This is a genomic window from Streptomyces sp. NPDC015144, assembly GCF_043079735.1.
In the GTDB taxonomy this organism is placed as follows: domain Bacteria; phylum Actinomycetota; class Actinomycetes; order Streptomycetales; family Streptomycetaceae; genus Streptomyces.
In genome coordinates, this window is record NZ_JBIBUU010000020.1 from 28206 (window position 1) to 53804 (window position 25599).

24 protein-coding genes are annotated in these 25599 nt (G+C 71.8%); 12 read left to right on the top strand and 12 right to left on the bottom strand.

Going from position 1 to position 25599, the window contains the following annotated elements:
• Positions 1-150: 150 nt before the first annotated feature.
• Together recA and recX are read left to right on the top strand one after the other, a co-directional pair.
• Positions 151-1269 (top strand): recombinase RecA, encoded by a 1119-nt coding sequence (recA, locus tag ACF08W_RS28110; protein ID WP_352279564.1) that lies wholly within the window; start codon positions 151-153, stop codon positions 1267-1269.
• A 10-nt stretch (positions 1270-1279) separates the two neighbouring features.
• Complete coding sequence (gene recX, locus ACF08W_RS28115; protein ID WP_392280927.1) at positions 1280-1981, top strand: recombination regulator RecX; 702 nt, start codon at positions 1280-1282, stop codon at positions 1979-1981.
• 155 nt (positions 1982-2136) lie between these two features.
• Here recX and ACF08W_RS28120 read toward each other — a convergent pair whose 3' ends face one another.
• From ACF08W_RS28120 to ACF08W_RS28160, 9 genes are all read right to left on the bottom strand, one after another.
• Positions 2137-2832, bottom strand: a complete 696-nt coding sequence (locus ACF08W_RS28120) for a hypothetical protein (RefSeq protein WP_392280928.1) — start codon at positions 2830-2832, stop codon at positions 2137-2139.
• Positions 2833-3283: 451 nt separating this feature from the next.
• Entirely contained in the window at positions 3284-3715 is a 432-nt protein-coding gene (locus ACF08W_RS28125) for a rhodanese-like domain-containing protein (RefSeq protein ID WP_392280929.1), read from the bottom strand.
• Positions 3712-4260, bottom strand: a complete 549-nt coding sequence (locus ACF08W_RS28130) for a cysteine dioxygenase (RefSeq protein WP_385205294.1) — start codon at positions 4258-4260, stop codon at positions 3712-3714. The genes ACF08W_RS28125 and ACF08W_RS28130 overlap by 4 nt, the downstream gene beginning before the upstream one ends.
• A 189-nt stretch (positions 4261-4449) precedes the next feature.
• Positions 4450-4536 carry a putative leader peptide gene (locus tag ACF08W_RS28135; RefSeq protein WP_311605579.1) on the bottom strand — a complete coding sequence of 29 codons (87 nt, stop codon included), beginning with the start codon at positions 4534-4536 and terminating at the stop codon, positions 4450-4452.
• A 32-nt stretch (positions 4537-4568) separates the two neighbouring features.
• A complete protein-coding gene (locus tag ACF08W_RS28140) occupies positions 4569-6188 on the bottom strand; it encodes an FAD-dependent monooxygenase (protein ID WP_392280930.1) in 1620 nt (539 codons plus the stop codon).
• Positions 6189-6400: 212 nt separating this feature from the next.
• Positions 6401-7300: an amino acid ABC transporter permease gene (locus ACF08W_RS28145; protein WP_392280931.1), complete on the bottom strand. Its 900-nt coding sequence runs from the start codon at positions 7298-7300 to the stop codon at positions 6401-6403.
• Positions 7297-7962 (bottom strand): amino acid ABC transporter permease, encoded by a 666-nt coding sequence (locus ACF08W_RS28150; protein ID WP_352279553.1) that lies wholly within the window; start codon positions 7960-7962, stop codon positions 7297-7299. Before ACF08W_RS28150 ends, ACF08W_RS28145 begins: the two co-directional genes overlap by 4 nt.
• 75 nt (positions 7963-8037) lie before the next feature.
• The gene (locus ACF08W_RS28155) at positions 8038-8871 is read right to left on the bottom strand and encodes a glutamate ABC transporter substrate-binding protein (protein ID WP_392280932.1); all 834 of its coding nucleotides are present in this window, start codon (positions 8869-8871) and stop codon (positions 8038-8040) included.
• A gap of 69 nt (positions 8872-8940) precedes the next feature.
• Positions 8941-9726, bottom strand: coding sequence for an amino acid ABC transporter ATP-binding protein (locus ACF08W_RS28160; protein ID WP_352279549.1), 786 nt, complete (start codon positions 9724-9726; stop codon positions 8941-8943).
• A gap of 360 nt (positions 9727-10086) precedes the next feature.
• Between ACF08W_RS28160 and ACF08W_RS28165 the strand changes: the two genes are divergently transcribed.
• Both ACF08W_RS28165 and ACF08W_RS28170 read left to right on the top strand, forming a co-directional pair.
• The gene (locus tag ACF08W_RS28165) at positions 10087-10779 is read left to right on the top strand and encodes a response regulator transcription factor (RefSeq protein ID WP_352279548.1); all 693 of its coding nucleotides are present in this window, start codon (positions 10087-10089) and stop codon (positions 10777-10779) included.
• Positions 10780-10794: 15 nt separating this feature from the next.
• Positions 10795-12195, top strand: a complete 1401-nt coding sequence (locus tag ACF08W_RS28170) for an ATP-binding protein (protein WP_385205311.1) — start codon at positions 10795-10797, stop codon at positions 12193-12195.
• A gap of 6 nt (positions 12196-12201) precedes the next feature.
• On the opposite strand, the gene ACF08W_RS28175 is transcribed toward ACF08W_RS28170, so the two are convergent.
• On the bottom strand, positions 12202-13200 hold the full coding sequence (locus ACF08W_RS28175; protein ID WP_352279546.1) for a TAXI family TRAP transporter solute-binding subunit: 999 nt from the start codon (positions 13198-13200) through the stop codon (positions 12202-12204).
• A gap of 130 nt (positions 13201-13330) precedes the next feature.
• Between ACF08W_RS28175 and miaB the strand changes: the two genes are divergently transcribed.
• Positions 13331-14824, top strand: coding sequence for a tRNA (N6-isopentenyl adenosine(37)-C2)-methylthiotransferase MiaB (gene miaB / locus ACF08W_RS28180; RefSeq protein ID WP_385206365.1), 1494 nt, complete (start codon positions 13331-13333; stop codon positions 14822-14824).
• A 52-nt stretch (positions 14825-14876) separates the two neighbouring features.
• Complete coding sequence (locus tag ACF08W_RS28185; protein ID WP_392280933.1) at positions 14877-15590, top strand: class III extradiol dioxygenase subunit B-like domain-containing protein; 714 nt, start codon at positions 14877-14879, stop codon at positions 15588-15590.
• A gap of 83 nt (positions 15591-15673) precedes the next feature.
• On the opposite strand, the gene ACF08W_RS28190 is transcribed toward ACF08W_RS28185, so the two are convergent.
• Positions 15674-15910, bottom strand: a complete 237-nt coding sequence (locus ACF08W_RS28190; protein WP_352279543.1) for an antitoxin — start codon at positions 15908-15910, stop codon at positions 15674-15676.
• A 179-nt stretch (positions 15911-16089) separates the two neighbouring features.
• Between ACF08W_RS28190 and miaA the strand changes: the two genes are divergently transcribed.
• The 6 genes from miaA to hflX all read left to right on the top strand — a co-directional run bounded on the left by miaA (position 16090) and on the right by hflX (position 24138).
• On the top strand, positions 16090-17028 hold the full coding sequence (gene miaA / locus ACF08W_RS28195; RefSeq protein WP_392280934.1) for a tRNA (adenosine(37)-N6)-dimethylallyltransferase MiaA: 939 nt from the start codon (positions 16090-16092) through the stop codon (positions 17026-17028).
• A gap of 107 nt (positions 17029-17135) precedes the next feature.
• Entirely contained in the window at positions 17136-17573 is a 438-nt protein-coding gene (locus ACF08W_RS28200; protein ID WP_352279599.1) for a hypothetical protein, read from the top strand.
• Positions 17574-17638: 65 nt separating this feature from the next.
• A complete protein-coding gene (dapF, locus tag ACF08W_RS28205) occupies positions 17639-18511 on the top strand; it encodes a diaminopimelate epimerase (protein ID WP_385205323.1) in 873 nt (290 codons plus the stop codon).
• A gap of 187 nt (positions 18512-18698) precedes the next feature.
• Positions 18699-20840 carry a RelA/SpoT family protein gene (locus ACF08W_RS28210; protein WP_392280935.1) on the top strand — a complete coding sequence of 714 codons (2142 nt, stop codon included), beginning with the start codon at positions 18699-18701 and terminating at the stop codon, positions 20838-20840.
• Positions 20841-21018: 178 nt separating this feature from the next.
• Positions 21019-22473 carry a M1 family metallopeptidase gene (locus ACF08W_RS28215; RefSeq protein ID WP_392280936.1) on the top strand — a complete coding sequence of 485 codons (1455 nt, stop codon included), beginning with the start codon at positions 21019-21021 and terminating at the stop codon, positions 22471-22473.
• Positions 22474-22614: 141 nt separating this feature from the next.
• Complete coding sequence (hflX, locus tag ACF08W_RS28220; RefSeq protein WP_392280937.1) at positions 22615-24138, top strand: GTPase HflX; 1524 nt, start codon at positions 22615-22617, stop codon at positions 24136-24138.
• An 86-nt stretch (positions 24139-24224) separates the two neighbouring features.
• Here the strand turns inward: hflX and ACF08W_RS28225 are convergent, their stop codons facing one another.
• Complete coding sequence (locus ACF08W_RS28225) at positions 24225-25394, bottom strand: trypsin-like serine peptidase (protein WP_392280938.1); 1170 nt, start codon at positions 25392-25394, stop codon at positions 24225-24227.
• Between the last annotated feature and the right edge of the window lie 205 nt (positions 25395-25599).

Sequence of the window (25599 nt, forward strand, 5' to 3'; positions counted from 1 at the left end):
ACATCCATTCTCATGAGATTCCGGCCGGGGTTTCCCGGGCCCGGCCGCAGAGTTATCCACAGGCCGGGAGGACGTCGAGGCCCATTGTCAGTGGCAGGGGTTAGCGTCTTTGACGTGAAGCGATCGACTCAAGCAAATCGGGTGGAACCCATGGCAGGAACCGACCGCGAGAAGGCGCTGGACGCCGCACTCGCACAGATTGAACGGCAATTCGGCAAGGGCGCGGTGATGCGCCTCGGCGAGCGGCCGAACGAGCCCATCGAAGTGATCCCCACCGGGTCGACCGCCCTCGACGTGGCCCTCGGGGTCGGCGGCCTGCCGCGCGGCCGTGTGGTGGAGGTGTACGGGCCAGAGTCCTCCGGTAAGACGACGCTGACGCTGCACGCGGTGGCGAACGCGCAGAAGCAGGGCGGCTCGGTCGCCTTCATCGACGCGGAGCACGCCCTCGACCCCGAGTACGCGAAGAAGCTCGGTGTCGACATCGACAACCTCATCCTGTCGCAGCCGGACAACGGTGAGCAGGCCCTGGAGATCGTGGACATGCTGGTCCGCTCCGGTGCCCTCGACCTGATCGTCATCGACTCCGTCGCGGCGCTCGTGCCGCGCGCGGAGATCGAGGGTGAGATGGGCGACTCGCACGTGGGTCTCCAGGCCCGTCTGATGAGCCAGGCGCTCCGTAAGATCACCAGCGCGCTCAACCAGTCCAAGACCACCGCGATCTTCATCAACCAGCTCCGCGAGAAGATCGGTGTGATGTTCGGCTCGCCGGAGACCACGACCGGTGGCCGCGCGCTCAAGTTCTACGCCTCGGTGCGCCTGGACATCCGTCGCATCGAGACGCTGAAGGACGGCACCGACGCCGTCGGCAACCGCACCCGCGTCAAGATCGTCAAGAACAAGGTCGCGCCGCCCTTCAAGCAGGCCGAGTTCGACATCCTCTACGGCCAGGGCATCAGCCGTGAGGGCGGTCTGATCGACATGGGCGTGGAGCACGGCTTCGTCCGCAAGGCGGGAGCCTGGTACACCTACGAGGGCGACCAGCTCGGCCAGGGCAAGGAGAACGCCCGCAACTTCCTCAAGGACAACCCCGATCTCGCCAACGAGATCGAGAAGAAGATCCTGGTGAAGCTGGGCATCGGTGTCAGGCCCGAGGAGGCCGGGGCCGGTGCGGAGGCGGCGGCCGGTGCGGCTGCTCCGGCCGACAGCGCGAAGGCGGCGGCTCCGGCCGGCAAGACCAAGCCGGCCAAGACCGCGGCGGCCAAGAGCTAGGGCCTGCGCCGTGACACGTCGTACGGAGTGGCCGGCCGACGCCACCGACCCGTCCACCGGTCCCGGCCAGGGCTCTCCCACCGGGTACACGGCCGGGCCCGGGGGCGCGTACGAGCCGGAGACCGGGTTCGGCGAGGGGGCGGGCCGTGGCACCCGCTCCCGTTCCAGAAGCAGCGGCTCCCCTTCCTCGTCGAGGGCCGAGAAGGGGGAGCCGCGAGACCCGGTCGAGCAGGCGCGCAACATCTGCCTGCGACTGCTCACCGGGACGCCGCGCACCCGCAAGCAGCTCGCGGACGCCCTGCGCAAGCGGGAGATCCCGGACGAGGCGGCGGAGGAAGTCCTCTCGCGCTTCGAGGACGTCGGGCTGATCGACGACGCGGCGTTCGCGGACGCCTGGGTGGAGTCCCGGCACCACGGCCGGGGCCTGGCCCGCCGGGCCCTCGTCCGCGAGCTGCGTACCAAGGGGGTCGACGCGGCGGTCATCGACGAAGCCGTCGGGCAGCTGGACTCCGAGCAGGAGGAGGCCACCGCCCGGGAGCTGGTCGCGCGGAAGCTCCGGTCCACCCGGGGCCTGGAGCGGGACAAGCGGCTGCGCCGTCTGGCGGGCATGCTCGCGCGCAAGGGATACGGGGAGGGCATGGCCCTGCGCGTGGTGCGGCAGGCGCTTGAGGAGGAGGGGGAGGACACGGAGGGGTTGGACGAGCCTTTCTGACCGGGCCGGATCGGACTGGACCGGACCGGACCCGATCCTGCCGACCGGACCAGGCCGGATCTGACGTGATCAGGCGTGCCCGGTGGTGAGGGTGGTGCGAGAGCTCGCGGGCCGAGAGGCGTGGGAGCGGCCGAGCGCGGGAGGAACGGCGATGGTCATTGCCCGGCGCGGGCGGCGCGGGTGATGGTGGCGTCGATCAGGGCGAGCGCGTCTGCGGCGGTGCGGCCGGGGTAGCGGTTCCAGGGGCCGATCAGCCCGGTCCAGCCCTGGGCGCGGAGCTCGGTGATGAGCCAGGCACCGGCCCGGTCCACGGTGTCGAGGGAGCCGTGGCCCAGTCGGTGCGCGGTGAGCAGGGCGCCGCAGACGCACCGTGCGCCACGGGCGTTGCGGAGCCGGTACGGGGTGTTCTGCCAGCCCCACTCGGTGAGGATTTCCCGGGCGTGGGCGAGATGGACGGAGGGCGGCACATCCGGTCGGCCGATGCGCCGCCAGGAGTGGAACCGGTCGGGGAGGACCGCCCCCAGACGGCCGGGCAGCGGCCGTTCGCGCGGCGCGGGAGCGGGCAGGGCACGGACGGATTCGGCGATGAGCCGTTCGACCGGAACGGACAGCAGATCCCGCCAGTCGGCAGGCCGGCGATCCGAGGAAGCGGGCCGTTCGGGGCCGGGTCGGGGAGCGGTGTCCGGGCCGGGCGGCGATACGGAGCCGGGGGCGTCCGGGTACAGGGGGTCGGGGGCCGTGATGCCCCAGCCGTTGACGATCTGCTGCCAGGCCTCGGTGTCGTGGAGGCGGGCCGCGTGGGCGTCGAGCTGGTCGGGGGTGAGGGGGAGTGCGGGGGCGGGGGTCGGCATCGGTGCGTGGTCTCCGTCATGTCGGTCCTTGGCGTCGAGGTGAATGTCGGTCGGGGAAGGGGATCGCTCCACCGGAGCGAGGCGTTCGGGTGTGTCGGTGCGACCAGGGGGGGAACGGCCGACGGCAAATGGAGGTAGCCCCGAAGGCGGCGAGGCGGGAGGCGGCACGGAACGGGCGGAAAGTTCGGGGCTCGTATCGGGGGGGCGGACCGGGTTCCGAAGGGCCCGAGGGGCTTCGGAAGGTCCCGCACGTGAACGGTGCGGGCCGGGCTCCAGGGCCTCACCCGCACCGTTCCGTGTATCAGCCCCAGCCCCCTCGCGGACCGGCTTTCACCCGTCGGCTTCTCCCCGCCGGCCCTCGGGCAACCAGGTCCGCCGACTTCCGGGCCCGGTCCTCACGGCCGGCTCTCCCGTACCGGCTCTCCCGTACCGGTTCTCCTGTCCTGGTTTTCTACGTCCCGACGACGGGCAGACCCGCCGCGCGCCAGGCCTGGAAGCCGCCGATCAGGTCCGTCGCCCGGTGCAGACCCAGTTGGTGCAGGGAAGCCGCGGCCAGGCTCGACGCGTACCCCTCGTCGCAGATGACCACGATCGGGAGATCGTGGCTGACGGCCTGCCGGGCCCGGTGGCTGCCCTGCGGATCGAGCCGCCACTCCAGCTCGTTGCGCTCGACGACCAGCGCCCCCGGGATCAGTCCGTCGCGTTCCCGCAGCTCCGCGTACCGGATGTCCACGAGCAGCGCCCCGTCGGAGGCCGCGGCCGCCGCCTCGTGCGGGCCGACCCTGTCGAGCCGCGACCGGACCCGTTCCAGCAGTTCGTCGATCCCGACCGGCTCCGTACCACCGTGCCGCCGGATGCCGTCGTCGCTCACGCCGTCGCTCATCGCCAGTCCTCCGGCTGCTCGATCTGCTCCAGCCGGAGCAGATCACCCGCGCGGCTGTAGCGCCGGATGCGCGGCAGCGGCGGGTAGTACGCGTGGACGGAGACGGCGTGCTCCGTGGCCGACTCGTTCAGCACCTCATGGACGTGGTGGCGGCCGAACGCGCGGCCCCGGCCGGTGGGCAGCTCCCGTGAGCGGTCGATTCCCTCGGTCAGTTCGAGGGTCTTCCAGCCGTCGGTGGGCAGCCGCGCGGCCAGGGACCGTTCCCTGAGCGTGCCCGCCGCCGTGGTGAACGCGCCGACCGAGTCGGCGTGGTCGTGCCAGCCGGTGCCGGTCCCCGGCGGCCAGCCGATCAGCCATGCCTCACTGCCACCGGGGCCGTCGAGCCGGACCCAGGTGCGGTCCTCGGGGTCGAGGGGGAGCGAGGCCACCGTCGCGGGATCGGCGGCGACGCGGCGGACGAAATCGAGGAGCTCCGCAGCAGTCGGGCCCGCACCGGTCGCGGTGCCGGAGCTACCCGTGGCGGGAAGCGGCGCCGGCCGGGGCACGGAGCCCACGGAAACCGCAGGAGAAACAGAAGCCGCAGAAGGATCAGAAGAGACTACGGGGGCCGAACCGGACGCGGGCACGGTTACGGAAGGTGACGTGGAGGAAGACACGGAGACCGTCCTGAAGGTTCGCGAGGATGCCCGTCCGCGCGGCGGGCAGCACGCACGGCGGGGCAGCGGAAAGGCGATTCAGCAGGACGGACGACACACGCAGCCCGCATAGCGGACCAGGTCCATATGGACCCTCCGCCACAGGCGCACATCGGTGTCGGTCACGTTCCGGAGTACACCACGCGCGCCTGCGGCGGTCAATTGATGTTCGCAGTCTGGTCGGGGCGTGCGGAGTCGGCCGTCGCTCCGCCGCGCACCGCCTCCGCCGCCGCGGAGAGCTCCTGCGGCCGCACGCCGCCGAACGACGTCACCAGGTGGCCGTCCGGCCGCACCAGCAGGACGGTGTGGGCCGACGCCCCGGGGTAGCTCTCGGTCACCAGCAGCTCCCCCTTCATCGGCAGCGCGTCGACCGCCTCGACCAGGCGGGGCATGACACCGGCCGTCATCCAGTGGCGCCGGTCCCACACTCCGGTACCGGGCGCCACCAGCACCACCAGCAGCCGCCCCTGCCCCAGCCGTTCCCTCAGCCGCGCCGTCGTGCCGTCGGGAGCGGTGACCCGTACATCGGTCACCGGCGCACCGGGGGGCGTACGTACGGAGACGTGCGCCTCCGTACGCGCGGGCGCGAGAGGTGAAGAGGAGTACGAAGGGGGCGCGCCGAGTGGGCCGCAGCCCAGATGACCGTCGGTGAGCAGCGAGTCGTGTCCCCGGGAGCTGCCGGGAACCAGCGTCCGCAGCCCTCCGCCGCCACGCAGTATCGGCAGCGACTGGTCCGCGGCGCGCAGCCGGGCGGCGACCGCGGTCCGGCGCTCGGCCTGGTAGCTGTCGAGCAGCACGTCGGCGGCGCCGTGGTGCCATGCCTCGGCCAGCTTCCAGGCCAGGTTCTCGACGTCGCGCAGCCCCTCGTCGAGCCCCTGCGTGCCCAGCGCGCCCAGCAGATGCGCGGCGTCCCCGGCCAGGAACGCCCGGTCGGCCCGCCAGCGCAGGGCGAGCCGGTGGTGCAGGGTGTACACGCCCGTGTCCAGCAGCTCGTACGGCGGTGTCTCGCCGCACCAGCCCGCCAGGGTGTCCCGGACCCGGGTGATCAGGGCGTCCGGCGTGACCAGTTCGCCGCGCGGCGGAAGCAGCCAGTCCAGCCGCCAGACGCCGTCCGGCAGGGGACGCGCCGTCACTTCGTCGCCACCGCTGCGCCACGGGGGCAGCCGGTGCAGTACGGCCTGCCCCGGCCAGGGAAGTTCGGTGCGCAGCGCCGCGACGGCGTGCCGCTCCACCGCCGTGCGCCCGGGGAACCGGATGTCGAGGAGCTTGCGGACGGTGGACCGGGCACCGTCGCAGCCCACCAGGTAACTCCCGCGCCACCAGGTCGCGTTGGGCTCCCTGGTGTGCACCGTGACGCCGGTCGCGTCCTGCTCCAGCGTGTCGATCCGGCTGTACGGGACCACCTGCACGAGCTCCTGCGCGGTGACCGCGTCCCGCAGCCCGCGGGTCAGGACGTGCTGCGGCAGATGGACGGGTGCCGGGATCCGGTCGTCCCCGACCCCGGGCGCGGCCTCGCCGAGCGTCAGCTCGCGCACCACCTGTTTGCGGCGCATCGACCGCCACCCCGACCAGCGCAGACCCTCCTGCTCCAGCGCCTTGCAGCCCAGCCGCTCCACCAGCGCGGCGGTGTCCTCGCGCAGCACCACGGTGCGCGCGGGCCGGGTCTCGTCCTTGCCCGGGTCCTCGTCGAGCAGCACACAGCGCACCCCCTGCGCCGCGAGCGCCAGCGACAGCGCGAGGCCGACCGGCCCGGCGCCGACGACGATCACCGGCTCCACGGCGCGCCTCCTCGGATCCGTACGGGCGGTGCCGGGAATGCGCGGGCAACGGGGTCGGCGGACGGCGGCGGACGTGTGGCGGCGGGGGCGGGGGGCGCGATCACAGAACGTATGCAACCTACTGCCGGTGCCCGCGTCAAGCGACACCGGACGGCGCAGAGGGGCGGCGGCCGACCGGCCACCGCCCCTCGGGCGGACATCTCGACGAACCGTCAGACGGCGCGTCCGTCGTCGACGACGAGCGACGGCTCACCGACGGTCGGTGACGCGCCCCCCGGCGCGGTGCCCTTGTTCTTCTTCGCGCGCCGGAGCCACCGCTCAAGCCAGCTTGCGAAGGAGGTGAGCGCGAAGTTCACCAGTACGAAGATCACCGCGACGATCGTGAAGCACGCGATGGTGTTGGCACCGTAGTTCGCGCTCATCGGGCGGACCGAGGCCAGCAGCTCGCTGAAGGTCATCATGGCGCCGCCGAGCGCGGTGTCCTTCATGATGACGACGAGCTGGCTGACGATCGCCGGCAGCATGGCCGTCACCGCCTGCGGCAGCAGCACGGACATCATGATCTGGCTCTTGCGCATACCGAGGGCCTTGGCGGCCTCCGCCTGACCCTTCGGCAGGGTCTCGATCCCGGCCCGCACGATCTCCGCGAGCACCGAGAAGTTGTACAGCACCAGACCGGTCACCACGGCGTACAGCGGGCGCACATCGGTGTCGATGGTGGTGTACTCCGCGTACACCGCGTTCGCCACGATCATCAGGATGAGCACCGGCACGGCGCGGAAGAGCTCCACGACGACTCCGGCCGGAACCCGCACCCAACGATGGTCCGACAGCCGGCCGACACCGAACAGGGCACCCAACGGCAGCGCGATGAGCAGGGCGAAGAACGCTGCCTTGAGCGTGTTCTGGAGCCCCGGCCAGATGTACGTCTCCCATGGCTGGATGCTGGTGAAGAAGGGCTTCCACTTGATCCAGTCGAGCTGGTGCTTCTCGTTCAAGCTGGTGTAGACCCACCACACCACGGCCGCGGCGGCCAGCAAGAACAGCACCGTGTAGAGGATGTTGCGCTGCTTGGCGCGCGGTCCCTGGGCGTCGTAGAGGATGGAGCTCATCGCTTCACCGCCACCTTCTTGCTCACCCAGCCGAGGATCAGGCCGGTCGGGAGGGTCAGGACGACGAAGCCGAACGCGAAGACCAGCGAGATCAGGATCAGCTGGGCCTCGTTCTCGATCATGCCCTTCATCAGGTACGAGGCCTCGGCGACACCGATCGCGGAGGCGACCGTGGTGTTCTTCGTCAGCGCGATCAGTACGTTGGACAACGGATTGACCACCGCACGGAACGCCTGGGGAAGAATGATCAGCCGCAGTACCTGGGTGAAGCTCAGCCCGAGCGCACGTGCCGCCTCGGCCTGGCCGACCGGCACGGTGTTGATGCCGGAGCGCAGCGCCTCGCAGACGAAGGCGGCCGTGTAGGCGACCAGGGCGAGCACGGCCAGCCGGAAGTTGATGGTGTCGACCGTGTCGGCACCGAGTGAGATGGCCAGCGTCTGGTACAGCCCGAGCGACGAGAACACGATGAGCACGGTCAGCGGAATGTTCCGGACCACGTTCACGTAGGCGGTGGCGAAGCCGCGCATCAGGGGGACCGGGCTGACCTTCATTCCGGCCAGTAGCGTTCCCCATATCAGGGCGCCGAGGGCGGAGAGGACGGTGAGTTGCACCGTCACCCAGAAGGCCCCCAGCAGGTCATAACCTTCAAGAAAGTCGAACACGATCTCCCGCGCTTCCGCGTGTCGGAGGGCACGGCGCGCCGTCGGTCAAGGACGGCGCGCCCGGTCAGCCCTGCATCACTTGACGACGTTGCCGATCTTCGGGGCGGGCTCGTTCTTGTAGTTCGCCGGGCCGAAGTTGTCCTTCACGGCCTTGTCCCAGGAACCGTCCGAGACCATCTTGGTGAGCGCGTCGTTGATCTTCTTCTTGAGGTCGGCGTCGCCCTTCTTCAGGCCGATGCCGTAGTTCTCGTTGGTCATCTTGAAGCCGGCCAGCTTGAACTTGCCCTGGAACTCCTTCTGGGAGGCGTAGCCCGCCAGGATGCTGTCATCGGTCGTCAGGGCGTCGATGACCTTGTTCTCCAGGCCGGTCAGGCACTCCGAGTAGCCGCCGTACTCCTGGAGCTGGGCCTTCGGCGCCAGCTTGTCGTGGACGTTCTGCGCGGAGGTCGAGCCGGTGACCGAGCACAGCTTCTTGTTGTTCAGGTCGGCCGGGGACTTGATCGAGTCGTCGTCGGCGCGGACCAGGATGTCCTGGTGGGCGAGGAGGTACGGGCCCGCGAAGTCGACCTTCTGCAGACGCTCGTCGTTGATCGAGTAGGAGGCGGCGATGAACTTCACGTCGCCGCGGTCGATCGCGGTCTCGCGGTCGGCGCTCTTGGTCTCCTTGAAGACGATGTTCTTGGCGTCGTAGCCGAGCTCCTTGGCGACGTACGTGGCGACGTCGACATCGAAGCCGGTGTACTTGCCGTCCGGGGTCTTCAGGCCGAGACCGGGCTGGTCGATCTTGATGCCGATGGTGATCTTCTTGCCGTCGCCCGAGCCGCCGTCCTTGTCGGAACCACAGGCGGTGGCGGTGACGGCGAGAGCGAGCACGGCGGCCGAGGCGGCGGTGACCTTACGAAGCTGCATGGTGGATTTCCCTAGGTTTGACGCGATGTGAGTGATCAGCCGGTGCGGGGCCGGTGGGCGCGGGAGCGATCAGTGGTGCAGGATCTTCGACAGGAAGTCCTTGGCCCGGTCGCTGCGCGGGTTGCTGAAGAACTGGTCGGGCGTGGCCTCTTCGACGATCTTTCCGTCGGCCATGAAGACGACCCGGTTCGCGGCCGAGCGCGCGAAGCCCATCTCATGGGTGACGACGACCATCGTCATGCCGTCCCGCGCGAGCTGCTGCATGACCTCCAGCACCTCGTTGATCATCTCCGGGTCGAGCGCCGACGTGGGCTCGTCGAAGAGGATCACCTTCGGGTCCATCGCCAACGCCCGCGCGATGGCCACACGTTGCTGCTGACCGCCGGAGAGCTGGGCGGGGTACTTGTCGGCCTGCGTGGCCACACCCACCCGCTCCAGGAGCGAACGGGCCTTCTCCTCGGCGGCCTTCTTGTCGGTCCTGCGGACCTTGATCTGGCCCAGCATCACGTTCTCGAGCACCGTCTTGTGCGCGAAGAGATTGAACGACTGGAAGACCATGCCGACATCGGCACGCAGCCTCGCCAGCTCCTTGCCCTCCTGGGGCAGCGGCTTGCCGTCGATCGTGATGGCGCCCGAGTCGACCGTCTCCAGGCGGTTGATCGTGCGGCACAGCGTCGACTTCCCGGACCCGGACGGCCCGATCACGACCACGACCTCGCCGCGGGCGATGGTCAGATCGATGTCCTGGAGCACATGCAGCGCGCCGAAGTGCTTGTTGATGTTGCTCAGTACGACAAGGTCGTCCGCCGCGGGCGTGGCGTCCCCGGCGCCCTTCGTGACTGAATCTCCGCTCATCGGCCTCTTGCTCCGTCCTCCTCGGTTGGAAGGACCATAGGGAGGCGGTGCTACCACCGTCATTACATCTGAGCGGAAATTGAGGATAACGATGAGGACAACGATCCGGGGGCGTGCGGACACGGGGTGTGAAGGAGCGGCCCCCGGCCGCCTCCCCGGCGTACCGGCTGGATAACGGATGGCCGGATGCGGCGGCCGGGTCTTGACGCGGCGGCCCCTCATCGGAGTGGATGCCCTGGTACGTCCTGACGTGGAACACCCCGGTACGGGGAAGTGACGGGGAGCGTACCGAGACCGCACCGATCGTCCGCCGGACCGCACCGGCACCCCGCGCATCGGCACGCCCGAAGGAGGAGGCCCGTGAGACTGCTGCTCGTCGAGGACGACAACCACGTCGCCGCGGCCCTCTCCGCCATCCTGGCCCGGCACGGCTTCCGCGTCGTGCACGCGCGCAGCGGCGAGGAGGCGCTCCAGGCGCTGCTGCCCGCCGAGACGGAGCCGTTCGGCGTGGTCCTCCTCGACCTCGGCCTGCCCGACCAGGACGGCTACGAGGTGTGCGGGAAGATCCGCAAGCGGACCTCCACCCCGGTCATCATGGTGACCGCCCGCTCCGACGTGCGTTCACGCATCCACGGGCTCAACCTCGGCGCCGACGACTACGTCGTCAAGCCGTACGACACCGGCGAACTCCTCGCCCGCATCCACGCCGTCAGCCGGCGCAACACCAGCGGCGAGGACACCGCCTCGACGCCCGTCGCCGCACTGCTCCTGGGGCATGTGCGGATCGAGCTGCCGACCCGCCGGGTCAGCGTCGACGGATCCGAAGTCCAGCTCACCCGCAAGGAGTTCGACCTGCTCGCGCTGCTCGCCCAGCGGCCCGGCGTGGTGTTCCGCCGGGAGCAGATCATCAGCGAGGTGTGGCGGACCAGCTGGGAGGGGACGGGGCGCACGCTGGAAGTGCACGTCGCCTCCCTCAGGTCCAAGCTGCGGCTGCCCGCACTGATCGAGACGGTGCGCGGGGTCGGCTACCGGCTCGTCGCCCCGTCCGCGTAGAGGCGTACGTCCCAGGTGCGCACCCGGCTCCTTCCCCTGCTCATCGTGCTCATGGCCGCCGTGCTGCTCGCCCTCGGCTTCCCGCTGGCCGTCAGCGTGGCGGCGGCCCAGCAGCAGCGGGTCGTCATCGACCGCATCGACGACACGGCGCGGTTCGCCGCGCTTGCCCAGTTCATCACCGAGCGCGGGGCCGGATACGACGAGCGCCGCCGCACCCTGCGCAACGAACTCGACATCTACGCCGCGGTCTACGGCATCCGCGCCGGGGTCTTCTACCGCGACGACTCCGCCATGGCCAAGGCCCCCGCCGCCTGGCAGCTCCCGATCGAGGGGGAGGGGCGCGAGGCGTTCAAGGAGGCCCTGCTCGGCCGGCGCAGCCACGACCCGCCGCAGGTCTGGCCCTGGCAGGACGGCCGGGTCGTCGTCGCCTCACCCGTCGTACGGGACGGCGACGTCGTCGCCGTCGTGGTCCTCGACTCGCCCACCGACGAGCTGCGCGCCCGCACCCTGCGCGGCTGGCTGCTCATCGCGGCGGGCGAGGCGGTCGCGATGCTGGTGGCGGTGGGCGCCGCGATACGGCTCACCGGCTGGGTGCTGCTTCCGGTACGGACCCTGGACGCGGCCACCCACGACATCGCCAGCGGGCGGATGCGCTCGCGGGTGGTGTCCTCCGGCGGACCGCCGGAACTCAGACGGCTGGCCCGGTCGTTCAACGAGATGGCCGACAACGTCGAGACCGTGCTGGAGCAGCAGCGCGCCTTCGTCGCCGACGCCTCGCACCAGCTGCGCAACCCCCTCGCCGCGCTGCTGCTGCGGATCGAGCTCCTCGCGCTCGAACTGCCCGAGGGCAACGAGGAGATCGCCTCCGTGCGCACCGAGGGCAAGCGCCTGGGCCAGGTCCTCGACGACCTGCTCGACCTCGCCCTGGCCGAGCACGCCGCGGCCGACCTCCAGCTCACGGACATCGGCGCGCTCACCGCGGAGCGGGTCGCGTCCTGGCGCCCGGTCGCCGAGGAGAAGGGCGTACGGCTCCGGGTGGACGGCCCGGCCGCGGTCACCGCCTGGACGGACCCCATCGCGCTCTCCAGCGCCCTGGACGCGATCGTCGACAACGCCCTGAAGTTCACCCCGGCGAAGGAGGAGGTCGTCGTCACCGTCTCGGCGGGGCCCGACGCCGTCACGGTCGTCGTCGCCGACCACGGCCCCGGCCTCACCCCGCAGGAGATGGACCGGATCGGCGACCGCTTCTGGCGCAGCACCCGGCACCAGAACATCCAGGGCTCCGGACTCGGCCTCTCCATCGCCCAGGCGCTCCTGGCGGCCGGCGGCGGCTCCGTCGGCTACGCGGCCAACGCACCGCACGGGCTGCGCGTGACGGTCACGGTGCCCCGCAACGGCCCGAACGACAGGCCCTGAGCCGGGTCAGGGCTTGACCGAGCGGTAGTAACGGCTGGCGCCCTCGTGCAGCGGCAACGGATCGGTGTAGATCGCGGTCCGCAGGTCCACCAGCTGCGCCGCGTGCACCTCGCGCCCGATCCGGTCCCGGCTGTCGATCACGGTCCGGGTGAACGCCTCGGTCAGCGCCGCGTTCGAACGCTCCGTGGTCACCAGCACATTGGCGACCGCGACCGTCGGCACGGCCTGGCCCTGCTGCACATTGCGGTACGCGTCGGCGGGCATCGTCGCCGAACGGTAGTAGCGCGCGGAGCCGCCCGCCGCCTGGAGCTCCTTGACGAGCGCGGCCTCCAGCGGCACCAGCCGGATCCGGAACCTGTTCGACAGCTCCTGCACGGCGGTGGTGGGCAGCCCGCCGGACCAGAAGAAGGCCTCCAGCCGCCCGCTCTCCAGCTCCGCGGGCATGGTGTCGATGCCCGAGGGGACCGGCACCACGTCGTGCGCGGGGTCGAGCCCCGCCGCCGTCATCAGCCGGTCGGCGACCAGCCGGACCCCCGAGCCCTCCTGCCCCACCCCGACCCGCTTGCCGCGCAGATCGGCGACCCGGCGCACATCGGAGTCGCGCGGCACGACCAGCTGGATGTAGTCGTCGTACAGCCGCACACAGCCCCGCAGCGTGTTGGCGCCGGGCTTGCCGTCGCGCAGATAGGTGGCGAGGGCGTCGGCGGTGGCGATGGTGAAGTCCGCCCGGCCGGTCGCCACCCGCGCGATGTTCTGCTGCGAACCCTCGCTGGTCTGCAGTTCTATCGACACCTTGGGCAGGTCGCGGGCGAGATCGCCCATCAGACGCTCGCCGTAGCGCTGGTAGACGCCGCTGCGGACACCGGTGCTGAAGGTCAGCGTGCCGGTCGGCGCGGGCGTCCCGAACGGCGCCAGCCACCACAGCAGCAGCCCGGACACGACGACGGCGGCGGCGCACGCCTGGAGAACACGTCGTCCGCCGACGCGGGAGAGGGCCTGGAGCATGGCGCGATCCTGCCAGCCCGTCCCCGCGATGACCAGGGCCGTCGCCCGGCGGTCGGGTATCCCACACGGGGGCGGTCGGCGCAGCCCTTACCCTTGACGGGTGAGCGGCAACGACGTGGCTGGTGGAGTAGTGGACGGTTTGAAGACGTACGAGGTGCGCACCTACGGGTGCCAGATGAACGTCCACGACTCCGAGCGGCTGTCCGGGCTGCTGGAGGGCGCCGGGTACGTACGGGCCGCCGAGGGCTCGGACGGCGACGCCGACGTCGTCGTCTTCAACACCTGCGCGGTGCGGGAGAACGCCGACAACAAGCTCTACGGGAACCTCGGCCGCCTCGCCCCCATGAAGACCAGGCGCCCCGGCATGCAGATCGCCGTCGGCGGCTGCCTGGCGCAGAAGGACCGCGACACCATCGTCCAGCGCGCCCCCTGGGTCGACGTCGTCTTCGGTACGCACAACATCGGCAAGCTGCCCGTCCTGCTGGAGCGCGCCCGCATCCAGGAGGAGGCGCAGATCGAGATCGCCGAGTCCCTGGAGGCGTTCCCCTCCACGCTCCCCACCCGCCGCGAGTCCGCGTACGCGGCGTGGGTCTCGATCTCCGTCGGCTGCAACAACACCTGCACCTTCTGCATCGTCCCCGCGCTCCGCGGCAAGGAGAAGGACCGCCGCACCGGCGACATCCTCGCCGAGATCGAGGCCCTGGTCGCCGAGGGCGTCTCGGAGATCACCCTGCTCGGCCAGAACGTGAACGCGTACGGCTCCGACATCGGTGACCGCGAGGCGTTCTCCAAGCTGCTCCGCGCCTGCGGGCGGATCGAGGGGCTGGAGCGGGTCCGCTTCACCTCGCCGCACCCCCGCGACTTCACGGACGACGTGATCGCCGCGATGGCCGAGACCCCCAACGTGATGCCGCAGCTCCACATGCCGCTCCAGTCGGGCTCCGACACCGTCCTCAAGGCGATGCGCCGCTCCTACCGGCAGGAACGCTTCCTGGGCATCATCGAGAAGGTGCGCGCCGCGATGCCGGACGCCGCCATCTCCACCGACATCATCGTGGGCTTCCCCGGCGAGACCGAGGAGGACTTCGAGCAGACCATGCACACGGTCCGCGAGGCACGGTTCGCCAACGCCTTCACCTTCCAGTACTCCAAGCGCCCCGGGACGCCCGCCGCCGAGATGGCGGACCAGATCCCCAAGGAGGTCGTGCAGGAGCGCTACATGCGGCTGTCGGCGCTCCAGGAGGAGATCTCCTGGGAGGAGAACAAGAAGCAGGTCGGCCGGACCCTGGAGATCATGGTCGCGGAGGGCGAGGGCCGCAAGGACGGCGCCACCCACCGTCTCTCCGGCCGTGCCCCCGACAACCGCCTGGTCCACTTCACCAAGCCGGACGGAGAGGTGCGCCCCGGCGACGTGGTGACCGTCGAGATCACCTACGCCGCCCCGCACCACCTGCTCGCCGAGGGCGCCCCGGTCGCCGTGCGGCGCACCCGCGCCGGGGACGCCTGGGAGAAGCGCAACGCCGCCGAGGCCGCCAAGCCCGCCGGAGTGATGCTCGGGCTGCCGGGCATCGGGGCCCCCGCGCCGCTGCCCGCCGCCACGGCCCCCGGCTGCGGCTGCGACTGACCCGACGGGACGCGGCGGCGGAGCTTCGGGGCCACGCAGTACGCTGCCCCCCATGCTTGTCGCCGCCGCAGTCTGCCCCTGCCCGCCCCTGCTGGTGCCCGAGGTCGCCGCCGGAGCCGCCCCCGAGCTCGACGCCGTACGGGACGCCTGCGCCGAGGCCGTCGACGCGCTCGCCGCCGCCCGCCCCGACCTGCTGGTCGTGGTCGGGCCCGCCGACCCCTCGGGGCGCGGCCCGCACGCGGAAGGGGCCACCGGCAGCTTCCGGGGCTTCGGCGTCGACCTCGGCGTACGGCTCGGACGCGAGGCGGAAGAGGGCGCGTCCCCGTCGCTCCCGCCGTCCCTGGCAGTCGGCGCCTGGCTGCTGTCCCGGGCCGGGTGGACGGGCGGGCCGGTCGAGGGACTGGGGGTGGAGGAGCGGCTGGAGACCGGCCGCTGCGTGGACGCGGGGCGGGAGCTGGCCGCCCGCGCGGACCGGGTCGCGCTGCTCGTGATGGGCGACGGCAGCGCCTGCCGCACGCTCAAGGCCCCCGGCTACCTGGACGAGCGCGCCGAGCCCTTCGACGCGGCCGCCGCCCGTGCGCTGGGCGCGGCGGACCCCGAGGCGCTGATCGCGCTGGACGCGACCCTGGCGCACGAACTCAAGGCGGCGGGCCGGGCCCCCTGGCAGGTGCTCGCGGGCGCGGCGCGGGGGGCCGGGCTCACCGGACGGCTGCTGCGCGAGGAGGCGCCGTACGGCGTGGGCTATCTGGTCGCCGCCTGGTCCTGAGCCCGGAGGGCGGGGAACACGCCAGCGGACGGCCCGGCGGCCACCGCCGCCGGGCCGTCCGCCGGTCCTGTCGGGCCCTCGGCTCAGGAGGCGGGCGGCGTGCCGCCCTCGTTCTTGTGGGCCAGGCGCTCGACCGCGTCCTTGGCCTTCTGCGTACCCGACTCGATCTTGTCGCTGTACTTGCCCTTGGTCTTCTCGTCGACCGTCCGCGCGGCCTTCTCGAGCCCCTGGTCGATCTTGCCCCCGTGCTGCTGCGCGAGTTCGCCGACCTTTTCCTTGGCGGGGCCCAGCTTCGCCTTCAAATTGTCCAGGAAGCCCATCAGGCACCTTCTCTGCTGGGGGACTGTGGCCGGATGCTTCTTCAGAACTGTGAAAAAACACCCATACGTATCCGCATTCTACTGGTGTGCGCAGGTGAGCGCGTTGTCCGGGGTCGCGGGGCAGGGCGGCCGGAGCGCACTCGTTCGGGATGCGGTCGGAGGTTTGCGAGACTGTGGCGGTGACAAGCTCAGCTCCCGCCCCGCGGGTCATCACCGTCGTCGGCCCCACGGCGGCCGGAAAGTCCGACCTGGGCGTCTTCCTCGCCCAGCAGCTCGACGGCGAGGTCGTCAACGCCGACTCCATGCAGCTCTACCGGGGCATGGACATCGGCACCGCGAAGCTGACCCCCGCCGAGCGCGGCTCCGTCCCCCACCACCTGCTGGACATCTGGGACGTCACCGAGGCCGCCAGCGTCGCCGAGTACCAGCGGCTGGCCCGCGCCGAGATCGACCGGCTGCTGGCCGCCGGCCGCACCCCGATCCTGGTCGGCGGCTCCGGCCTCTATGTGAAGGGCGCCATCGACGCCCTGGAGTTCCCCGGCACCGATCCGGAGGTCCGGGCCGCCCTGGAGGCCGAACTGGCCGAGCGCGGCCCCGGCGCGCTGCACGCCCGCCTCGCCGCCGCCGACCCCGGGGCGGGCCGCGCCATCCTGCCGAGCAACGGCCGCCGCATCGTCCGAGCCCTCGAAGTCATCGAGATCACCGGCAAACCCTTCACCGCCCACCTCCCCGGCGAGGAGCCGGTCTACGACACCGTCCAGATCGGCGTCGACGTGGCCCGCCCCGAACTCGACGAACGGATCGCCCTCAGGGTCGACCGGATGTGGGACGCCGGACTCGTGGCCGAGGTGCGGGCCCTGGAGGCGCGGGGGCTGCGCGAGGGGCGAACCGCCTCCCGGGCCCTGGGCTACCAGCAGGTACTCGCCGCGCTGGCCGGGGAGTGCACCGAGGACGAGGCGCGGACCGAGACCGTCCGCGCCACCAAGCGGTTCGCCCGCCGACAGGATTCGTGGTTCCGCCGCGACCCGCGGGTCCACTGGCTGAGCGGCGGGGCCGAGGACCGCGGGGAACTCCCGGACCGGGCGCTGGCGTTGGTCGAACGAGCGGTTACAGCCTGATCACGTGATGGCATCGGGAAGCCCTGGCCGTCATTTCGGTGCCCCGGAGCGTGCCATCATCGAGCATCGATCGACCAGTGGAGTCCGAGTTGGGAGGGCGCGTGGCGATGGAGGCCGGCCCTCACGACACTGAACAGGACGTACCGGACGCGCTGCACGGAGCGGCGGGTCTGAGCCCCGACGGGCCGGACGAGCTCGAAACGACCCCCGAGGTCGAGGTCGAGCTGCGGCCCGCGCGCCGGCTGCGCATCTGGCAACTGGCCCCGATCGTGATGCTCGCCGCGGTGGGCTCGCTGATGTTCGCCTTCCCGCTGGCCTTCGAGTTCGGCGACGGCGGCGCGGTCGTCGCCATGCTCGGCCTCCTGATCAGCGGCTGCGCCGCGGGCTGGGGCATGATGGCCGCCCGCCGGGTGGGGTACACCTGGCCGGGGCTGGCGCAGCGCGGATCCGGCGAGCGGTCCGACTGGCGGGTGGTCGCCCTGTACGTGGTCGTCTGCGGCACGCTGGTCGCGCTGGCGATCTGGCGGGTGGCCCGGCTGCGCTGACCCGCGCCCCGGCCTCCCGAGGGCCGGGAGGCCGTCACCCGCCCCCGTTCCGTACAGTTGTTTTCGTGAGCACCTCGCAGATCGCCTTCCTCAAGGGTCACGGCACCGAGAACGACTTCGTGATCATCCCCGACCCGGACAACGGGCTCGACCTGCCCGCCGCCGCGGTCGCCCGGCTCTGCGACCGCCGCGCCGGAATCGGCGGCGACGGGGTGCTGCACGTCGTACGGTCCGCCGCGCACCCCGAGGCGCGGGGCATGGCGGACGAGGCCGAGTGGTTCATGGACTACCGCAACGCCGACGGCTCGATCGCCGAGATGTGCGGCAACGGGGTACGGGTCTTCGCCCACTACCTCCAGCGCGCCGGACACGTCGAGGCGGGCGACCTGGCCGTGGCGACCCGGGGCGGCGTCAAGAAGGTCCACATCGCCAAGGACGGCGCCATCACGGTCTCCATGGGGCGCGCGCTGCTGCCCGGGGACGGGGTCACCGTCACCCTCGACGGCCGCAGCTGGCCCGCCCGCAACGTGAACATGGGCAACCCCCACGCGGTCGCCTTCGTCGAGGACCTGGCCCACGCCGGGGACCTGCTCTCCGTGCCGCCCTACAGCCCCGCGGCGGTCTACCCCGAGGGCGTGAACATCGAGTTCGTGGTGGACCGGGGGCCGCGCCACGTCGCGATGCGGGTCCACGAGCGCGGTTCCGGCGAGACCCGTTCCTGCGGCACGGGCGCCTGCGCGGTGGCCGTCGCCGCGGCCCGCCGGGACGGCGCCGACCCCGCGCGGACCGGCACCCCGGCGACGTACACCGTCGACCTGCCCGGCGGCACGCTCGTGATCACCGAACTGCCGGACGGCGAGATCGAGATGACCGGACCGGCCGAGATCGTCGCCGAGGGGCACCTCGACCCCGCCTGGTACGAGGCGCTGACCGGCTGACCGGAAGGGCGCGCGAGCCCGGTCCGGACCAAACAACGGGCTTTGGATCTTCGCTCGAACGGGTGATCCGTTTCACGCTGGGCGAGAGCGGCACTCCGCCACGTGGTGGGCTCGATAGCATCAAGCACCGGCCCGGAGCGCGACCGCGCCCTCCCGCCGCCGGTCGACGTCGCCGGAGGTGCCCCCCATGAGTGCAGAGGCCGCCAGCCCAGGTGCTCCCATCCGCAGACGGGCTCGTCCCCGGATCGACCTGCGCAGGCTCGGCCGGGTCGCACTGCGCGGCTCCACCTCCCGCGACCGGCTGCCCGACGCCATCGGCCATGTGGCGGAGGCCCACCGCGCCCACCATCCGGACGCCGACCTCTCGATCCTGCACCGGGCCTACGTACTCGCCGAGTCCTCGCACCGGGGCCAGATGCGCAAGAGCGGCGAGCCGTACATCACGCACCCGCTCGCGGTCACGCTGATCCTCGCCCAGCTCGGCGCCGAGACCACGACGCTCACCGCCTCGCTCCTCCACGACACCGTCGAGGACACCGAGGTGACCCTCGATCAGGTCCAGGAGGAGTTCGGCGACGAGGTCCGCTACCTCGTCGACGGGGTCACCAAGCTGGAGAAGGTCGACTACGGGGCGGCCGCCGAGCCGGAGACCTTCCGCAAGATGCTGGTCGCCACCGGGGACGACGTCCGGGTCATGTCGATCAAGCTCGCCGACCGGCTGCACAACATGCGCACCCTCGGCGTGATGCGCCCCGAGAAACAGGCGAGGATCGCCAAGGTCACGCAGGACGTACTGATCCCGCTGGCCGAACGGCTCGGGGTGCAGGCCCTCAAGACCGAGCTGGAGGACCTGGTCTTCGCGATCCTCCACCCCGAGGAGTACGAGCGGACCCGCGCACTGATCGCCGCCGCGCAGGGGGACGGCTCCACGACGGGCCGTCAGGATCCGCTCACCGCCATCTCGGAGAACGTCACGACGGTGCTGCGCGAGGCCGGCATCCCGGCCGAAGTCCTCATCCGTCCGCGCCACTTCGTCTCCGTGTACCGGGTCGGGGCCAAGCGCGGCGAACTGCGCGGCACCGACTTCGGCCGGCTCCTGGTCCTCGTCGGGGAGGACGCCGACTGCTACGCGGTCCTCGGCGAGCTGCACACCTGCTTCACCCCGGTGATCTCCGAGTTCAAGGACTTCGTCGCCGCCCCCAAGTTCAACCTGTACCAGTCCCTGCACACCGCCGTCGTCGGCCCCGACGGAGCGGTCGCCGAGATCCTCATCCGCACCCACCGCATGCACAAGGTCGCCGAGGCCGGCGTCATCGCCCTCGGCAATCCGTACGCCTCCGACGGCGCCCCCGGCTCCCAGGGGTCCGAACCCGCCGACGGGGAGCGCGCCGACCCCACCCGCCCCGGCTGGCTCTCCCGCCTCCTCGAATGGCAGCAGTCCGCCCCGGACCCCGACACCTTCTGGACCACGCTCCGCGCCGACCTGGCCCAGGACCGCGAGATCACCGTCTTCCGGACCGACGGCGGCACGCTCGGGCTCCCCGCCGGAGCCAGCTGTGTCGACGCCGCCTACGCCCAGTACGGCGACGCCGCCCACCACTGCATCGGCGCCCGGGTCAACGGCCGCCTCGCCACCCTCGGCACCGTGCTCCACGACGGCGACACCGTGCAGCCGCTCCTCGCCGAGGACGCCGCGTCGGGCCCGTCGCCGGACTGGCTGGACCACGCCCGCACCCCCGCCGCCCGCATCGCCATCAGCGGCTGGCTGGACACCCACCCCGAGGACACCCGCGCCCCGCACGGCGCCCGCCCCGAGCGGACCGGCGCCGGACAGCCGACGGGACACGCCCGGACCGCCGCGTTCGCCGAGCCCGCCGGTGCCGTTCCCACCGTGACCGACCGGCCGGACGCCTCCGTACGGATCGCGGGCTGCTGCACCCCGGCGCCCCCCGACGCCGTCACCGGCTTCGTCGTGCACGGCGGCGCGGTCACCGTGCACCGGCAGGCCTGCTCCGCCGTCACCCGGATGCGGTCCGCCGGGCGGACGCCGGTCGGGGTGAGCTGGGGCGAGGCCACCGACTGCCGGGTCACCCTGGTCGCCGAGTCCTTCGGCCGCCCCCGGCTGCTCGCCGACCTCACCGAGGCGATCGCCACCGCCGGGGCGGCCATCGTCTCCGCCACCGTGGAGCCCCCCAGCGAACAGCGGGTCCGCCACACCTACACCCTGGAACTGCCCGACGCGGCCGGGCTCCCGGCCCTGATGCGTGCGATGCGCGAGGTGCCGGGGGTGTACGACGTGAGCCGCGCCCACCGGCCCGCCGCGGTCTGACCCGGACGGGACGCCCCGGGCCGTTCCGTCCGGACCATGAGGGGCGCGCGGCGGTCCGGAGCCGGCCCGGCCCGAAAGGAACGGCCCGGGGCCGCCGCCATCCGCCACACCGTTCTCATTCGGGTGGCGCGGCGCGCGCCGCGCCTGTCCGGCGGGGAGTCGCTGGTAGCGGTAGTCCATGCCGTTCATCTCCCGCCGGCTGCGGGCCGTCCTGCTGGCCGCCGCATCCGCCACCCTGGTCGCAGCCACCCTCCCCTCACCCGTGCCGCTCGGCATCGGGGACCCGCTCTTCCCCGAGCTCGGCAACCCCGGCTACGACGTCCGCTCCTACGACATCTCGTTCGCCTACCACGGCGACAACAGCAAGCCGCTCGACGCCGTCACCAGGATCGACGCCCGGACCACCACGCCGCTGGACCGGATCAACCTCGACTTCACCCGGGGCACCGTCCGCTCCGTCGAGGTCAACGGCCTGAGCGCCGACTTCGCGCTCAAGGACGAGGACCTGGTCATCCAGCCGGTCGTCCGGCTGCCCGCCGGGGTTCCGGTCCGGATCACCGTCCGCCACACCAGCGATCCGACCGGCTCCGAGGACAGCGGCGGCTGGGTACGCACCTCCGACGGGCTGGCGATGGCCAACCAGGCCGACGCCGCGCACCGGGTCTTCCCCAGCAACGACCACCCCGCCGACAAGGCGTACTTCACCTTCCGGGTCACCGCCCCGCGCGACCTCACCGTGGTGGCCAACGGGCTGCCCACCGGGGAGTTCCGGCACGGCACCGACACCACCTGGACGTACCGCACCGCCCACCCCATGGCCACCGAACTGGCCCAGGTCTCCATCGGGCGTTCCGCCGTCCTGCACCGGACGGGTCCGCACGGGCTCCCGGTCCGTGACGTGGTGCCCGCCGCCGACCGCGAGCGGCTCGAACCCCGGCTCAGCAGGACCCCCGCCCAGCTGGAGTGGATGGAGCGGAAGGTCGGCCGCTACCCCTTCGAGACCTACGGGCTGCTGGTGGCCGACACCCGTACCGGCTTCGAGCTGGAGACCCAGACGCTCTCGCTCTTCGAGCGGGCCCTCTTCCTCGACAGCGGCTACCCCGACTGGTACCTCGACTCGATCATGGTGCACGAGCTGGCCCACCAGTGGTTCGGCGACAGCGTCGCCCCCCGGCGCTGGTCCGACCTGTGGCAGAACGAGGGGCACGCCACCTGGTACGAGGCCCGCTACGCCGAGGAGCACGGCGGCCCGTCCCTGGAGAGCCGGATGCGCGCGGCCTACACCCGGTCCGACGGCTGGCGCGCCGCGGGCGGCCCCCCGGCCCGCCCCGACGCCCCGGTCCCCGGAGAGAAGATCAGCCTCTTCCGGCCGGTGGTGTACGACGGCAGCGCACTGGTCCTGTACGCGCTGCGCCAGGAGATCGGTGAGCGCGCCTTCGACCTGCTGGAACGGGAATGGGTGCGTCAGCACCGGGACGGCGACGCCGCCACCGCGGACTTCGTCCGGCTGGCGTCGCGCGCCGCGGGCCGCGACCTGACCGCGTTCCTCGACGCCTGGCTGTACGGGACGAAGACCCCGCCGATGCCCGGCCACCCGGACTGGCACAGCGACGCCCCGGCCGGGAAGCCGTAAACGGGGTGACCGGCGGGAGCGGCGCGTGCCACTATCGACGGGTCGCCGCGGCGGCCGGACCGGAGAATCCCCCTCGGGAATCTTCGGAAGGGGTCACGCGTTGTGACTGATGCAACGGGTTTCCAACGACGTAAGGATCCAATGACCTCCTCTTCTTCCCTTCCCCAGGACGCGCAGCACGCGCAGAGCGCCACGGAGAACATGACCGAGAGCCTCACCGAGGGCCTTCGGGCCGACGCCCTGATGGAAGAGGACGTCGCCTGGAGCCAGGAGATCGACGGAGAGCGGGACGGCGAGCAGTTCGACCGCTCCGAGCGCGCCGCGCTGCGGCGTGTTGCCGGGCTCTCCACCGAACTCGACGACGTCACCGAAGTCGAGTACCGGCAGCTGCGCCTGGAGCGCGTGGTGCTGGTCGGCGTCTGGACCTCGGGGACGGTGCGTGACGCGGAGAACTCCCTCGCCGAGCTGGCCGCACTGGCGGAGACGGCGGGCGCCCAGGTACTCGACGCCGTCTTCCAGCGCCGTGACAAGCCCGATCCGGCCACCTACATCGGTTCCGGCAAGGCGCTGGAGCTGCGGGACATCGTCCTCGAATCCGGGGCCGACACCGTCGTCTGCGACGGTGAGCTCAGCCCCGGCCAGCTGATCCACCTGGAAGACGTCGTCAAGGTCAAGGTGGTCGACCGGACCGCCCTGATCCTCGACATCTTCGCCCAGCACGCCAAGTCCCGCGAGGGCAAGGCGCAGGTCTCGCTGGCGCAGATGCAGTACATGCTGCCGCGGCTGCGCGGCTGGGGCCAGTCGCTCTCCCGTCAGATGGGCGGCGGCGGGTCCTCCAGCGGCGGCGGGGGCATGGCCACCCGTGGTCCCGGTGAGACCAAGATCGAGACGGACCGGCGCCGGATCCGCGAGAAGATGGCGAAGATGCGCCGGGAGATCGCGGAGCTGAAGACGAGCCGCGAGATCAAGCGCCAGGAGCGCAAGCGCAACAAGGTGCCGTCGGTCGCCATCGCCGGTTACACCAACGCGGGGAAGTCCTCCCTGCTGAACCGGCTGACCGGGGCGGGCGTCCTGGTGGAGAACGCCCTGTTCGCCACCCTGGACCCCACCGTCCGCCGGGCCGAGACGCCGAGCGGCCGGGTCTACACCCTGGCCGACACCGTCGGGTTCGTACGGCATCTGCCGCACCACCTCGTCGAGGCGTTCCGTTCCACGATGGAGGAGGTCGGCGACTCCGACCTGATCCTGCACGTGGTGGACGGCGCCCATCCGGCGCCGGAGGAGCAGCTCGCCGCGGTGCGCGAGGTGGTCCGCGAGGTCGGCGCGGTGGACGTGCCCGAGATCGTGGTGATCAACAAGGCGGACGCGGCCGATCCGCTGGTGCTCCAGCGGCTGCTGCGCATCGAGAAGCACGCGATCGCCGTCTCGGCGCGCACCGGTGCCGGGATCGACGAGCTGCTCCAGCTCATCGACGCGGAGCTGCCGAGGCCGTCGGTCGAGATCGAGGCGCTCGTGCCGTACATCCAGGGCGGACTCGTCTCCCGGGTGCACGCCGAGGGCGAGCTGGTCTCCGAGGAGCACACCTCGGAGGGCACGCTGATCCGCGCCCGGGTGCACGAGGAACTGGCGGCCGAGCTCTCCTCGTTCGTCGCCGTGGCGCACTGACCGTCCCGTACGGCACCGTCCGACAACGAGCCGAAGGCCCGCCCCCTTGCCGGGGGCGGGCCTTCGGGCCGTTCGGCGGAGAGGATCTACCGGCCGGAGAACCGCTTGCTGGTGGCGTCGAAGGCGGCCTTCGCGCCCGCGCCGAGCTGGGGACCGGCGAGCCAGCCCGAGGTCACCGGGCCGATCGAGGTGTTGGAGACCAGCACGGACTTGCCGTCCGGGCCCGCGATGAACCAGCCGCCGCCGGAGGAGCCGCCGGTCATGGTGCAGCCGATGCGGTACATCGCCGGGGTGTTCGGGCTGATCGAGAGCCGGCCCGGGCGGTCGACGCACTTGTGCATGATCAGGCCGTCGTACGGGGAAGCGGCCGGGTAGCCCCAGGCGCCCATGCCGCTGATCCGCGAGATCTCCGGGGCGTCGAACTCGACCTCGAGGGCGTTGCCCACGGTCTCCTCCAGCGACTTGGTGCCCTGCTCCGGCTTCACGTGCAGCACCGCGTAGTCGTACGGGGCGCCCTCGCCGCCGGTGGGGCCGCCGTCCTTGATCCACTCGCCGGACGTGGTCGCCCAGTCCGCCCAGTACGCGCCGTACGGGGCGACCTCCTGCGGCTGCGCGTTGCGCAGCGCGGCAGCGGACTTGCCCTGGTCGTTGTACGCGGGCACGAAGGCGATGTTGCGGTACCAGCCGCCGCTCGAACCGGCGTGCACGCAGTGTCCGGCGGTCCACACCAGGTTGGACCTGCCCGGGTTCTGCGGGTCCTTGACGACCGTGCCCGAGCAGACCATCGAGCCCTCGGGGGAGTCGAAGAACACCTTGCCGACCGGGGCCGCGTAGTTGTGGTACGGCGTCTTCTCCCGCTCGGCCTGGACCGGCTTGGGCTCCGGGTCGGAGACGCCCTGGCCGCCGGTGACGTCGCCGGCGGCCATCGTCTTCGCAGGGTCCTTGGCCGACTTCATCCGGTCGGGGTTCCAGAGCCCCTCGATGACCGGGTTGACGAAGTCCTTGGCCTCACGCAGCCACTTGTCCTTGTCCCAGTTCTTCCACTCGCCGTTCTTCCACTTCTCCGGGTCGACGCCGTGCTTCTTCAGCGTGTCGGCCAGGCCGCCGGGCAGCGCACCGCCGCCGTCCTGACCGGCCGTGGCGCTCGCCGAGGGCTGGGCGGCCGCGCCGTCCTCCTCGGGGCCGCAGGCCGTCGTCGTCAGCGCGAGGGCGGCGACGAGGCCGGTCGCGGCGAGCAGTGGACGTATGGATCGCATGGAACCGATTCCCCCTGAAATACCTGAATTGCCATGAACTTGTCACACAGATCGGCGGTCCTGTGCTCGGCGGCCGACCTGCGCAGGGGCCACCTTATGACGGCCGGGGGTGTGCTTCGCGCCATCGCCGGGCGGGTGCGAAGCGAGGGACCCCCGGCGCGCCAGTCGCGCGCCGGGGGCCCCGGTTGGACGTCAACTCCTTGCA